Here is a 13,828-nt window from a genome sequence, read left to right as displayed (position 1 = left end):
TGAGGTATTCCCCCAGATAGCGGGAGAAGATTTCATTCTTGGTTGCCATAGTCATAGACGGCTACGGTAACCCAATTCTGATCTATCCGCTATTCTCTTGGTAACAGTTATTGTGAGCTATAACGATTTATTCAAATTTGTGCTATAGTTTGTTATATTGGAATTTCAATACTATTGCCTAAAGTAGCGTACCATGTTGCGCGAAGTAGCTTCTATAGTCCAATAATTAGATGCCACTTTTCTCCAGAATTGCGCCAGTTTACGCTACTGTAGTGCGAAGCCTAATTTAATTACATAAATTTCTCAAGGTAAAAGGCATATTTATTAAAATCCCCTTGAGGCTAGAGCGGCGCAAAGGGGAGATTATTATATATAAATATGGGGTTATTTGCGAATCATGAGCATTATTTGGGCGTAGATATCAGTTCTGCGAACATAAAAGTGGTGGAATTGATGAATGAGCGCGGTCGGGCGCGTTTAATCACCTACGGTTTCGTTGAACAATCAACTGACCTTGTGAAAGCAAATTCCGAGGAGATGAAGAAGCAGGTCATCAGCCTTCTTGAGGCAGTGCTTGAGAAAGCAAAGACCGCCACGAAAAAAACAGTTGCCGCGCTCCCGAATTATTCAGTCTTCAGCTCCATCATGAGCTTGCCGCAGATGTCGCAGAAGGATCTTGCTCAAGCGGTGCAGTGGGAAGCGAAGAAGATTGTGCCGCTCCCCATTGATGAAATGATCATTGATTGGAAAGTATTGCCTGAGGGAAGCAAGCCTCCCTCTCCTCCTCCTCCTCTTTTATCTCCCTCCGCGCCAAAGGATCCTGCGCCGCGGGAAGGGAATGCATCGGCACAAATGAAGATTGAAGAGAAGCAAGTAAATGTCCGTATTTTGCTTACCGCCGCGCCGAAAAATTTGGTGGAACGCTACGTCGCGCTTTTTAAAGCGGTGGGTTTGGAGCTCACAGGGCTCGAGACGGAGTCATTTGCGCTTGAGCGGTCGCTCGTGGGGAATGACCCCAATCCTATCATGATTGTCGATATTGGGGCGCTCACCTCGAATATTATCGTGGCAGAGAAGGGGATTCCTCTTCTTAACAGGAGCGTGGACGTGGGCGGAAACTCCATCACCAAGATGATAGCAGGGAGCCTGGGAGTGGACACCTTGCGCGCAGAACAGTTTAAGAGGGATATTGGCTTTACCAGCCAGGGAGACGGCGGCATTTTGAAGACCATTGAATCAAGCATCAATCCCATCATTAATGAACTGAAATATTGTTTCGATCTTTATCGTTCCCAGGAGGGCATTGGGCATGTTTCAAAGATTATCCTTACCGGAGGGTCGGCGTTTCTGCCGGGTTTGTCTGATTATCTTTCGCGCCTGCTCTCCATCAAGGTATTCGTAGGCGATCCGTGGGCGCGCGTGATTTATCCGACTGAACTTCGTCCTGCGCTCGAAGAGCTCGGGCCTCGTTTTTCCGTCGCCATAGGATTGGCGATGAGGGAGATATCGTGAAATGTCAAATGTCAAAGTTCAAATGTCAAAACTTAGGTATTTCAATCCGACGTTGCGTCGGATCTCAATAGGTTTGAGTTTTAAGATTTGCGTTTTGAGTTTCGTTCCCCATGTTCGACGACATTGATTTTCTCGCTCCCCAATCAGAGAAAGGCAAGCCTCGGCGCCGTCTCCCCACGAAGCAGGAGATTGATTTAAAGTATCCGAACGTGCATAAATCTGTGCCGTTTATGCAAATCCTGAAAAAATTTTTTCAGGATTTGCGCCGTCCCACATCTAAAAAAACACATCCAATCCCTGCGCTGCGCATTGTCCCTGAACCAGAAGAGCCTATCCGCAAAATAAAGCTTCCGCCTCCTCCCCGCTCCCCCCGCCCTGCGCCGCCAAACCCTCTGGCGATGTTTGTACATAAATTTTTTACCCGGAAACCAAAACTGCCATTACCCTCTGCACCAGCATTACCGCAAAAAGCAGAACAAAAATCACCATCACTGCCCACTCCGCCGCCTTCATCTGCACCGCCAATCGCTCCCGTACCCGCCCCTCTTATGGCACCTTCCCCGCCACTCCTTCGTCCTGAGCCGCAGGTTGCACCACCCTCCCCAAAAAATGCCACGCTTTCTACACCTCTTGAAGAGAAAAAATCCGCACTGGTGGATGTGAATCTCCTGCCTTCCCATGGGCGGACGAATATAAGCTTTGAGAATCTCGTGACCTTGTTTATAGGGGTGGGTATACTTATCATTTTTGTGATGGGGGGCGTTACCGTGTGGTACCGGTATCACGCGAGCACACTTGAGCGCGATATCCACATGAAACTGCAGGAAATTTCGAGCATTGAGCGCGACCTTGGCATACGCACGGATGTTTTAAATCGGGCATTGGTATTCCATGAAAAAAGCAACGCAGTCGGCGCGTTGCTTAAAAAACATACGCACTGGCTGAAACTTCTCGCATTTATTGAGCAACATACTTCCCAAGAATTATTTTATGATTCTTTTCAGGCCAACCCCGACGGCACCGTGAACTTGAAGGCGCAAGCCAAGAGCTATAATGCAGTTGCCGAACAAGTAATCAGTTTCATGCGCGTCCCAGAAATCAGGAAAATAGTGGTATCACCCGTCGAAGTAAAGGATAAGAGTGAGACGGGCGGTAAGACGGTGATTGTCGATTTTGTCGTATCCGTTGATCCGAAAATTATTTTACCCCGTTACCAGAACGCTACAGAGTCGTTGAGCCCGTAGATTCACCCCGTGAGACATCAATGTCTCAACGGGGTAAATGACAATCAATCCCGAAGAGGATTGCTGATCAATGCCATGGGCGCGAGTTCATGGTAACGGGGGTTTACCCGCATCGCTACCCTAAGGCGCCGTAAAAAAATAACATATCCCGCCATCTACGCCGTACATCAACAAAATAAGGACAAGCCTATGGGAAAAGTGAAATGTTATTTTTTTAAGCGCCCTAATGCCGTTATGTTATGTCTGACCCAATAATCACTTCTGTCCCTAAAGATCGGTCAATACGCGCTTTTATGGAGCAGCATCTTTTGGTCATTGGGAGCGGTACGCTTATAGCGCTCGCACTTTTGGGTTGGTTCCTTGCGGTGCGCCCCGCCATCGGGGCGTATCAGAGAGTGAGTGAAACCTCTCTGTCGGATTTAGATCTCCGCATCGATGAGCGGCGCAGCAGCCTTAAAAAAGCCCGGCTCATTGAGGAGCAATTTTTGCAAATTACCCCTGAAGATTATGAAAAATTAAGCGACGTGCTGCCGTCTGAACCTGGCACCGCTGATCTTATACCCAACATAGAGTCGATCGTGACTTTAAGCGGATTAACGCTTGAATCCGTGTCAGTGGCTCAATCGTCTGAAGGGCCAGCGATAGCGCTCCCTGATGCTGCGGCGGTTTCCGCATTGCCTGTGAATGTCCATCCGCTCTCGGTGAGTTTTTGGGCGAAGGGCAGCAATTATCTGACCTTTAAGGAGCTTCTTTATCGCATAGAAACAAATCTCCGCCTCCTTGACGTCCCATCGATTTCGTTTAATCCGAAAGACGAAATGATAAAAATGAGCGTGAGCGCGTATTATCAGCGTACTCCCGGCGTTCAAGATTAGTATCTTTTTATATCAATGTTTTCTGCGTTATTCTGCGTCATCATCCGCGTTCTTCCGCATCTAATAGGTATAGAAGCAGACCCGCCTGCCAACGCCTGTCACTGAAAATGAACTGTAAAGGAAGGATACACTTATAATCAAAGGTCGTATCTATTCCATGAATTAGGCTATGGCGGGCAGGTATACGCAGAAAGTAACGCAGATGCACGCAGAAGTAAATTAAAGCATGTAATTTATAATAATATGTTAGTTGAACGGCAAGCATCACGGCGGAAACAAACCACTATGTTGGTGGCGATCGTGCTCGTCAACAGCGTGGTGGGGTATTTGCTGTATCAGAATTTTTTTCACACCAAGAGCGCCCCCCGCGTGCAAGAAGCGCCCATCGTCTCCGCCACTCCTTCGAAAGTGAGCGCGGCAATCGCGGCCGTGGAGACGCTTGCGGGGAGCTTAGACCGCTCCGTCATAGAAAGCGAAGAATACCGGTCGCTGCAGAAGTATGGCGCCTGGCCGCTGGGGGAAGCGCGCACTGGCAAGGTGAATCCATTTATTCCGGCATTTGGACCATAGACATTAATTTAAAAGTCAAAATCCAAAATTCTAAACACCCCACTTTACTCCTCCCCTTAGTAAGGGGAGGACAGGAGAGGGGTCGAGTTTAGGATTTAGAGCTTAGGATTTAGTATTTTCATCAAGGTATGCCTCGTAGAGAACAGCCGAAAACAGAATTTTTAAAAAGCCTTCTTCAGGAGAAGGTTATTACGCTTGATGCGTATCAGCAGCTCATTAAAGAAGAAACCATCGATGCGGTGGAGGGCATCCTGGCCGCGCAAGGAGGGATACCCGAGGAGGTGCTTGCCAAGGCGCGGGGAAAAGCATTTGGATTTCCGTATGAAGACCTCATCGGCCGCAAGATAGACCAAAAAGTGCTGAAAAACATCCCCCTAGAGGTAGCGGTGCATTACCAAGTCGCGGCGTATGACCTCAAAGGGGACGTGCTCTCGGTCGCACTCATCAATGCGACGGACCTTAAAGCCCAGGAAGCAGTAGAATTTCTCGTGCGCGAGAGAGGCTTAAAGGTGCATTATGCGATCACCACCCTAAGTGCTTACCAAGGAATCATAAAGCAATATGGAAGCCTTGGCACTGAAGCGAAAGAGGCGCTGGATGTCGCGGCCGGTAAATTTGCGCCATCCGCGAAGGAAAAAATGGAGGGTATGGAGGAGGTGGTGAAATCCGCCCCGGTATCAAAGATGCTTTCGGTAATATTGAAGCACGCGGTAGAAGCAAGAGCTTCCGACATCCACATAGAGCCCGTGTTTAATGAAACCCGCGTGCGATACCGCATTGATGGCGAGCTTCATACCTCGCTCGTGCTTCCTAAATACATCCATTCGGCGATTGTCTCGCGCGTAAAGGTGCTCGCGAACTTGAGGATTGATGAAACCCGCGTGCCCCAGGACGGGCGCATTAGGCTTGAGATCGAGGGAAGGGAAATAGATTTCCGTATTTCCACTTTACCGCTTTATAGCAATGAAAAGGTGGTGATGCGTATCCTCGATACCGCCGAAGGGGTGCCTACCCTTGAGGGTTTAGGATTTGACGGGAAGAACTTTGCTATCATGAAAGATAACATTGATAAGCCGCATGGCATGTTTCTGGTCACGGGGCCTACAGGGAGCGGTAAATCCACCACCCTTTATGCAATTCTCAATGTGCTCAATAGCGAAGGGGTGAATATTGTCACCCTGGAAGATCCTGTGGAGTACTACCTGAAAGGGGTTAACCAATCTCAGGTGCGCCCCGAAGTGGGCTTTACGTTCGCTTCAGGGCTTCGTTCTATCCTTCGGCAGGATCCTGATACGGTCATGGTGGGAGAAATTCGCGATAATGAGACCGCAGAGCTTGCGATCCACGCGGCTTTGACAGGGCATATTGTGCTCTCCACACTTCACACCAATGATGCATTTGGCGCCATCCCGCGTTTTATTGATATGAAAGTGGAGCCGTTCCTCATCGCATCCACGCTTAATGTGGTGGTAGCCCAGCGTTTAGTGCGGAAGATGTGTCAATTCTGTAAGGAGCCTCTTGAGGTGCCTGATAATCTTATGCAAGAAGTGCGTAAGGAGCTTGAATCGGTGCGTGCGAGTCTCCCGGAGACTGTGAAGCTTGATGCGCCGTTAACGTTTTGGAGAGGTAAAGGGTGCCAGCGATGCAATGGGGAGGGGTATGCCGGACGGACTGCGATCGGTGAAGTTTTGGGCGTTAATAAAGAGCTGAAAACGATTATCGCTAACGGTGCGAAGTACGATCAGATTCGAGATGCATTCAATCGGCAGGGGATGCTTACCTTGAAGCAGGATGGCATCTTGAAGGCGATCGCGGGTTCCACGACCATAGAAGAAGTATTGAGCGCGACGAAGGAGTAAGGGCGCTTAAAAAAATAACATAACCATTCTGCATAAAATTTCCCCATATATTCCCAAGTTGATACCACGTATCAATGGAAAGGTTATTTTTTTACGGCGCCTAAGTGCAGAAAATACTAAATCCTAAAGGCTGACTTTGGTATAAAACTTTACCCCCTTCTTGCTCATTCAGGGCGCTGATATTACAATAATCGTTCAAGGTCTTTATCAACCAGTGATTATTGTCATCTCAGCGCTATGAATCAAACAGACGCTAAAAAATTTTCAAGAGGCGCACCGTCTCTATCAAGAAGGCAAAAGCAAAAATCAAATTGTCAACATTTTAAAAGTAAGCAAGCCAACGATCATCGCGTGGCTCAAGCATGACCGCTACCATGAAAACCGCGGTTGGCACGAAGGCAAGGCTCGTAAGTACACTGATCCGACTATCGCTGAACACATCTGTGAACTCAAGCGGAAACGGATTACGAGCAAGTATTTCGTCGGCAGCGAATACGTGCAGATGGATTACGCTCGCCAGTATCCTATCGATGAACTGCCTGCGATCTGGTACATTGACAAGATTGTCCGTGAAGCGAAACTGCAGACGCGCTAGCCGAAGACGAAACGCACGGGTGGATCAGAGTATCTGCTGTATCCTGTCCAGTGCATCAGAAACCTCGGGTACGTCCACCAGTCCGCAGATTTCATCGGCAAGAAGTATATGGCGGGCAGTTCTGATCCAGTGAATATCTTTTCCACCAGCTACTATGCGCCGTTCAAGCTCTACCAGATTAAGCGAACATTAGCCGAAAAAGCAGTGTATGCGATCGAACATTGGAAAGAACAATGGCGTATTTATCCAATACCGGATGTTCAACGCCTTGATAACGGCCTCCAGTTCAGAGGCACTGCCAGTGGCAAGAGAGCGATTGGGATCGTATTACGCTTTCTCTTGAATCTGGGAGTGACTCCGTTGTTTGGCTCACCGTCAAAACCGTGGACGAATCCGCATGTTGAAGGCCATAATCGAGTGTTCAATGAAAAGGTGTGGGGACAGAATTGGTTCACAAGTCTGGAGCAGATCGACCATGAATGCGAACGGTTCAATTCCGAGAGTCTTGAGTACTTTCACTACAAGTACGCGCCGCTGATCGTAAATGGACAGTTCAACTACCTTGAGCATCACGAGGACGTTCCGACTGATCGGCTGGTATCGCGCAAAGACCAGAAAGTCTATTTTACCCGGTTTGTGGAGTCGCTCGAACGCCACGGAGTTGCCCATACCGTCATCATGAATGAATACGTCCCCTTACCAGAAAAGTTTACGCATCAGTTTGTGTTCGTCGAATGGAATCTTGAAAAAGAACAGTTGTCATTTTATTCCGAATACCACAAGGTCATTACCCTCATCAAGCAAATACGATTTCGGTTGAACTTGTAGGGGGGTAAAGTTTCATACCAAAGTCAGCCGTTAGGTTCTAAATCCTAAACATGGTTCGACAAGCTCATCATGACAACCGTCTTTGTCACCCTGAGCCTGTCGAAGGGTGTTTAGTGTTTCGTGCTTAGGATTTAGAGTTTTATCAAGTATGCTCAAACGCCCTACACATTACGGTTCGGTGCTCGTGATCGCCCCTTCCCTCTTGCTGCCCGCATACCAGCGCTCTGTTGCCCCCCAAGGCGCCATACGGTATGCGGCGAGCATTGGCGAAGCTTTACCCATGCTTGAGCATGAACAAATTGCGGCGATAGTGTATCATGAGCATGAGGCTCAAATCGAGATGGGCAGATCACTCGCTCACTGGTTTGCCGAAGCGCGGGGCGCCACCCCGCTGCTCGCAGTCGTTGCATCTTTGGATGATGCGGCAAGCCTTCATTTGTCAGCGTTGCAGCCGTATGTGTCCATGGTATTCAGCAAATATCATCACAGGCCGGATGAGGTGATTGCCATGGTGGTGGAAAATTTTGTCGCAACGAAGAAAAAGAAACAGACAGCTAAATAATGAGAGTAGAAAGCGCTTTATATTTTTTTTAATTATCAGTTTAAATGTCTTCCCAAACGGACGTGCTTTTTCAAAGAATTCTTGCCTCTGCCGCGGCGCGGGGCGCTTCTGACGCGCATTTAACCGTAGGACAGCCTCCGGTGGTGCGGGTGGATGGGGCTCTGAGCCCACTAGAGGAAGAAGGCGTGCTTGCCCCTGCGACCATGGAAGAGCTCGTGATGCTCCTCTTTGACGAACACGCGCAGCAAGAGCTTGCCGTGAAGCGGAGAGCGACCATTGCGAGAACCTATGGCAGCCGCGTGCGGTTCAAGGCTTCAGTTATCTACCAGCAAGGGTATCCTTTTATATTCCTCCATTTCCTCTCTCCCTCAATCAGAACGTTGAAAGAATTAGGACTCCCGAAAGTGGTAGAGGAGCTTACCTTTATGCGCAAAGGGCTCATTATTATTACCGGCCCTCACGGATCAGGGCGGTCTACCCTCATGGCGTCTTTTTTGAATACGATAAACATAAACCGGTCGGAGAACATTATTACCATCGAGCACCCTATCGAATACGTGTTAACAGGCGATAAAAGCGTGATAGAGCAGCAGGAGGCGGGGAGGGATGTGCCGAGCATCCTTGAGGGATTGAAGGCGTTGAAGGATGAGGACGTCGACGTGCTTGCGGTATCCGAAATATCCGATCGTTTCGTATTTGAGGAGCTTATCAATCTCACGGAGGGCGGGCGCCTCGTGGTGGCGCCGCTGGATGCGGAGACATTATCCCAAGCGTTTGAGCATATTGTTGAATCGTACGCCGCGCACGAGCGCGAGCGGATCTGCCATAGCCTTGCGGACAACCTTGTGTCGGTGATCGGGGTGCGGCTGGTGCCGCGCGTAGGGGGCGGACGGATATTGGTAGTCGAGGTGCTCGTCGTTTCTGCGCCGGTAAAAGCGCTCATCCGCGACGGGCGCTTCAGCCAAATCAGTTCATGGGTCTTAACTGCGCGGGAAGGAGGCACGGTAAGCCTTGACCGTTCCTTGGCAGAGCTGGTAAAGACCGGAGAAGTGCTGCTGGAGGACGCGCTAAGGGAGGTGTCCGATAAGGAGAATTTCCAGAGAATGGTGAAAGGATCATAAATAAAATCAAAATGCAAAACTCAAAATGTCCCGCTTTGCGGGATCCCGCATACCTTAAAACTACGACAATTCAAGGTGCGGGACATAATTATGGAGCCCCGCAAAACGGGGCGGAATACCTTCATTTTAGTTTTTGACTTTTGATTTTTGGATTTCACACCAAGGTATGTTTTACGATTTTAAGGCAAAGGACGCGGAGGGGAAGGATATCCAGGGGGTAGTGGAAGCGCCGTCTGAACAGGCGGCGCAGGAAGCGCTGGAAGAGCGCTCCCTCATCCCCATCATGATTTCGGTGCGGGAGATGAGGTCGAAACTGCAGACGTTCAAGCTGTTTGATCACGTAAGGCCGAAAGAGCTGGTGGTGTTTTTCCGTCAGCTCTCGACCATGTCCGCGGCTACCCTTCCGATTGTGGCGGCGCTGCGCATCCTCATCAAGCAAACCGAGAGTCAGAAGCTGAAAACCATCATCTCCGAAATCGCGGATGAAGTGGACGGAGGCGCACGGCTCTCGCAAGCATTCGCGCGGCATCCAGAGGTATTTAATAATTTTTATGTGAACATGGTGCGCTCGGGCGAGACCTCGGGTCACCTCGATGAGGTGCTTTCGTATCTTGCGGACCAGCGGGAGAAAGATTACGACCTCATGAGCAAGATACGCGGCGCGATGATTTATCCCGCATTCATCCTTTCCGCGCTTTGCGTGGTAGGCGTTATTATGATGGTGTTTGTCGTGCCGCGGCTCACTTCCATTCTCACCGAAACGGGAGGAGAGCTTCCCGTGCCTACGCGGATTCTCATTGGCACTTCGGGCTTCATGGCCAAGTTCTGGTGGTTACTCCTGATCCTTGTGGTCGGTGCGGTCGTAGGCCTCCGCTTTTCGCTCAAACAGCGGCCGGTGCGCCGTTGGTGGGATTGGATGAAGATAAAGCTGCCGATTTTCGGAAAGCTTTTCCAGCGCATCTACATTATCCGCTTCACGCGTTCCATGAACACGCTTCTCAAAGGGGGCGTACCGCTCCCGCATGCGCTCGAGATTACCGCAGAGGTGGTGGGAAGCGCGGTGTATCGCGACCTCATTCTGCGCACCGTGAAGCAGGTGCAGGACGGGAATCCGATAGCGGTCGAATTTGTCAACAGCCCGGAGGTGCCTGTCATGGTGTCGCACATGCTCTCGGTGGGCGAGACGACAGGACAGTTGGAGCAGATTTTAGACCGGCTTACCCAGTTTTACGCCAGAGAGGTAGACAACCTCGTGTCTAACCTGGTGTCGCTCGTCGAGCCGCTTATCATGATCGTGATGGGGCTTGCGGTAGGCGTCATGGTTGCTGCGATCATTATGCCCATGTACAACCTGGCGTCCTCGCTCTAGACGCAGATTCACCCCGCACTTTCTGCGCACTGAAGGAACATTGACCAAACTGCGGGAGGCGAAGCCGCTTCGCTTTTCGATCAGCGCGTTGATGATACTCTCATGAATGGAAAGTGTGGGGTAAACGCCGATAAAACGCAGACCCGCCTGCCAACGCCTGTCGAGGAGAACGGTAATATCCCCCATGTTGAAATTTCACCTTGACGCACGGGACGTTCCCGATGGAAGGCATATGGCGGGCAGGTATGCGCAGATTAACCCGTACTGTGTTTTATAACAATATTATGGTATAATGTGGATAACTACACCCGCCTAAATTTTGCTCCTATCAAATCAAACATCCTTAACAACATTTCGTATTACATAACGGTGGTGTGGGATGGCATTAAGGAGTAATCGTGGCAAAACTTAGGCGGGTAGAAAGGTCGAAATGTGCGTGGTAGATATAGAGGGCGCTGAGGTACCTCGCTCTCTAATAAAGTTAAAGATAAGAACGTCTTACATTAAACTAATTTTATCCCATGCGTACACGAAAAGGTTTTACTCTTATTGAATTGTTGGTAGTCATCGCGATCATTGGGTTGCTCGCAACCCTTGCGGTCGTGGCATTAAACAATGCCAGGACAAAATCACGCGACGCAAAGCGAGTATCTGATATCAAGCAAATCCAGACCGCGCTGGAGCTCTACTATTCAGATCAAAATAAGTATCCCACAGTAGCGGCAGCTACACTACTCGGATCAGGCGCTTTGCAATGTCTTGGTACAGCAGGATGGGGTGCAGTTGGCTGTGCTGTTCCCTATATGGGTCTTGTCCCATCAAACCCGACCCCCAATGCTGTTCCCTATACCTATAGTGGTCCCACAGAGAGTAGTTATACGATTACGTTCAGCCTTGAAAGCGGCACCGGGGGTTTGAGTGCAGCAATGCACACAGCCACACCAAGCGGAGTACAATAAAGGATTACGAAGCATCATGTAAGGATAGATTACGAATCTGCCCTCCGATATCCATCGGAGGGCAGAAGTTATATAATAAGAGCGGATGAGACCTCCCCTTCCCCTCCTTACTGAGGAGGGGACATTGAGGGGTGGTTTCCTTAATTCAAGCGTCGAGGATAAAATTATTAAATGATTAAAATGTAACAAATTTTTTACAAGCCTCCCTCACCACTTGCCAAACGCTCGTTGGAGCCTTATGAAGTATTTTTCTCCAATGGTCGCATTCATTCATCATAACAATACAATACTCATCGCGTTTGGCATTGGATGTTGATATACAGGGTATGAACTTCTTTCAGCGCGTGTACGGCATCGTGGCGCTTATCCCGCGGGGGAACGTGGCGTCCTATGGGCAGATTGCGGCGCTTGCCGGCAATCCGCGCGCGGCGCGCGTGGTAGGCTGGGCGCTCCATGTGATGACTCCCGCGCAATACCAGGATATACCGTGGCACCGCGTCATCAACTCCCGCGGCATGATTTCCACCACCTGCCGCGAGCACCCCGCGAGCCTCCAGGCAGCACTTCTGCGCAAAGAAGGGATTGCGGTAATCACGCGCCGCGACGGGAGCGGGTGGGTTGATTTAAAGAAATATTTGTGGCAACCTATAGTGAGAAGCACGAAGCACTAAGCACGAAACCCTAAATAAATTTTAAAATTTCAATAACCGAACTTGTTTTGGATATTGGATTTAGGATTTGATTGGGATTTGTCCCGCACTTTGAATATTATTATCTAAGGTATGCGGGATCCCGCCGGAGCGGGAGATTTTGGATATTATTTGGGAGTAAGGGTTTAGGATTCGGAATTTTCGGTACGCGGGTATCGTATAATGGCAATACCTCAGCTTTCCAAGCTGATGCCGGGGGTTCGATTCCCCCTACCCGCTCCAGACTTCGCCAAGGCTTCGTCTGGCTATACCAAAATTGGCAGATAAGGTTGTTCAGTGATAGGGTGTGTTTATTCGTGAGCGAAGTCTGAGCGCGCCGAAACTTTAGTGAAGGCGGGCTAAGTCGCCCGTATCGACGGTATAGAGGAAAAGAAGAACAACATTAAGGATATGTATTACGTCTATTTATTGCAAAGTGTCAGTTATCTGGATCAACATTACGTGGGCTATACTCCCGACCTCAAGAATAGGCTCAAGGATCATAATGAGGGAAAATCCAAACACACTTCTAAGTTTAAGCCATGGAAATTGATTTATTACTCCGCGTTCGCTGATGAACGCAAAGCAAAAGAATTTGAGAAATATTTGAAAACCGGATCCGGAAGAGCTTTTTTGAAGAGACATTTCCTTGCAGGGATGCGTCCCTGACGGGAATCATTATTTTACCCGCCTCCGCAGAAAGCCACCCCGCCATGGCGGGGTGGATGAATGCGATGCGGGTAATCCGCCGTAGCCTCCAAGCGAAGGCGGATACGCTTCGGCGGGTTCCGCCGAAGAACGTGAAGATGCCACGGCGGTAAAGCCGTGGAGCTTCATCAATCCGTGGGTTTCCGCAATGGCTTCTATTTTAACCCCAGTACGCGATCATTATGAAGAAAAGAATAGGAATACTAGGAGGCATGAGTCCTGAATCTACTGCAGAGTTTTATCTTGGCATCGTGAGCAAATACTTTTCGAAATATAAGGATAATTCTTATCCGGAAATTTTGATTTTTTGCGTCGACTTCCAAAAAATGATTGCACTGCAAGAAGGCGGCGATAAAAAATCGTATATACAGGCATTGATGATAGGCATCAATTCGCTTATTACCGCGGGAGCGGACTTCATCACCATCCCTTCAAATGCTCCACACGTGGTATATCACGAGCTTGCAGCATTATCTTCAAAACCAATTCTCAGCATCGTAGAAAATACCGCTCAAAAAGCTAAATCGATGGACTTCAAAAGGCTGCTCCTCACTGGCACCCTTTACACGATGCAGTCAGATTATTATAAGTTGGAATTTGAAAAATACGGCATTCATATGGTGGTGCCAGGTGAAAGAGACCAACAAGAAATCAACAGAATTATATTTGCAGAATTGGTGCATGGTAAGATTAAAGAGGCCAGCGCGAATTGGTTTAAAAAGATGATAGAAACATATGAAGTCGACGGGGTCGTTTTGGGATGTACGGAACTTCCTATGTTAATCAAACAAACCGACACGACACTTACTCTTCTCAATACTCTTGATATTCACGCCGAGAAGACGCTGGAATATTCTTTGGGCCTTAACAATTTATAATAGTTCGTTCTATTACCAGTGCATACCCCCTTTTAGGGGGTTTTTGATTGCCAAAAGAT

The 13,828-nt window shown here is 49.0% G+C and carries 13 protein-coding genes and 1 tRNA gene; all 14 read left to right on the top strand.

The annotated features are described in order from the left end of the window. The first annotated feature begins 378 nt into the window (after positions 1-378). The 14 genes from pilM to WC659_01970 all read left to right on the top strand — a co-directional run bounded on the left by pilM (position 379) and on the right by WC659_01970 (position 13,769). Positions 379-1,512: a pilus assembly protein PilM gene (gene pilM / locus WC659_02035; GenBank protein ID MFA4872694.1), complete on the top strand. Its 1,134-nt coding sequence runs from the start codon at positions 379-381 to the stop codon at positions 1,510-1,512. A gap of 110 nt (positions 1,513-1,622) precedes the next feature. After that, positions 1,623-2,756: a hypothetical protein gene (locus tag WC659_02030; GenBank protein ID MFA4872693.1), complete on the top strand. Its 1,134-nt coding sequence runs from the start codon at positions 1,623-1,625 to the stop codon at positions 2,754-2,756. Between the two features lie 239 nt (positions 2,757-2,995). Beyond that, positions 2,996-3,631: a hypothetical protein gene (locus tag WC659_02025; protein ID MFA4872692.1), complete on the top strand. Its 636-nt coding sequence runs from the start codon at positions 2,996-2,998 to the stop codon at positions 3,629-3,631. A gap of 243 nt (positions 3,632-3,874) precedes the next feature. Beyond that, complete coding sequence (locus tag WC659_02020; protein MFA4872691.1) at positions 3,875-4,201, top strand: hypothetical protein; 327 nt, start codon at positions 3,875-3,877, stop codon at positions 4,199-4,201. A 128-nt stretch (positions 4,202-4,329) separates the two neighbouring features. After that, positions 4,330-6,060 carry a GspE/PulE family protein gene (locus tag WC659_02015; GenBank protein MFA4872690.1) on the top strand — a complete coding sequence of 577 codons (1,731 nt, stop codon included), beginning with the start codon at positions 4,330-4,332 and terminating at the stop codon, positions 6,058-6,060. Positions 6,061-6,763: 703 nt separating this feature from the next. Beyond that, positions 6,764-7,483 (top strand): hypothetical protein, encoded by a 720-nt coding sequence (locus tag WC659_02010; protein ID MFA4872689.1) that lies wholly within the window; start codon positions 6,764-6,766, stop codon positions 7,481-7,483. A gap of 148 nt (positions 7,484-7,631) precedes the next feature. Continuing rightward, positions 7,632-8,045: a hypothetical protein gene (locus WC659_02005; GenBank protein MFA4872688.1), complete on the top strand. Its 414-nt coding sequence runs from the start codon at positions 7,632-7,634 to the stop codon at positions 8,043-8,045. Between the two features lie 44 nt (positions 8,046-8,089). Beyond that, positions 8,090-9,166, top strand: coding sequence for an ATPase, T2SS/T4P/T4SS family (locus tag WC659_02000; protein ID MFA4872687.1), 1,077 nt, complete (start codon positions 8,090-8,092; stop codon positions 9,164-9,166). A gap of 166 nt (positions 9,167-9,332) precedes the next feature. After that, the gene (locus WC659_01995) at positions 9,333-10,535 is read left to right on the top strand and encodes a type II secretion system F family protein (protein MFA4872686.1); all 1,203 of its coding nucleotides are present in this window, start codon (positions 9,333-9,335) and stop codon (positions 10,533-10,535) included. Positions 10,536-11,056: 521 nt separating this feature from the next. Then, positions 11,057-11,494: a prepilin-type N-terminal cleavage/methylation domain-containing protein gene (locus WC659_01990; protein MFA4872685.1), complete on the top strand. Its 438-nt coding sequence runs from the start codon at positions 11,057-11,059 to the stop codon at positions 11,492-11,494. Positions 11,495-11,820: 326 nt separating this feature from the next. Next, positions 11,821-12,165 (top strand): methylated-DNA--[protein]-cysteine S-methyltransferase, encoded by a 345-nt coding sequence (locus WC659_01985; GenBank protein ID MFA4872684.1) that lies wholly within the window; start codon positions 11,821-11,823, stop codon positions 12,163-12,165. Between the two features lie 187 nt (positions 12,166-12,352). Beyond that, positions 12,353-12,426: transfer RNA gene (locus WC659_01980), tRNA-Gly, on the top strand. 168 nt (positions 12,427-12,594) lie between these two features. Then, positions 12,595-12,852 (top strand): GIY-YIG nuclease family protein, encoded by a 258-nt coding sequence (locus WC659_01975; GenBank protein MFA4872683.1) that lies wholly within the window; start codon positions 12,595-12,597, stop codon positions 12,850-12,852. A 221-nt stretch (positions 12,853-13,073) separates the two neighbouring features. Continuing rightward, positions 13,074-13,769 carry an amino acid racemase gene (locus WC659_01970; protein MFA4872682.1) on the top strand — a complete coding sequence of 232 codons (696 nt, stop codon included), beginning with the start codon at positions 13,074-13,076 and terminating at the stop codon, positions 13,767-13,769. Positions 13,770-13,828 lie beyond the last annotated feature (59 nt).

Source organism: Patescibacteria group bacterium (assembly GCA_041645165.1).
In the GTDB taxonomy this organism is placed as follows: domain Bacteria; phylum Patescibacteriota; class Patescibacteriia; order 2-02-FULL-49-11; family 2-02-FULL-49-11; genus 2-02-FULL-49-11.
Note: the sequence above shows the minus strand (reverse complement) of the source record. Positions and strands in the feature narration are given on the sequence as shown.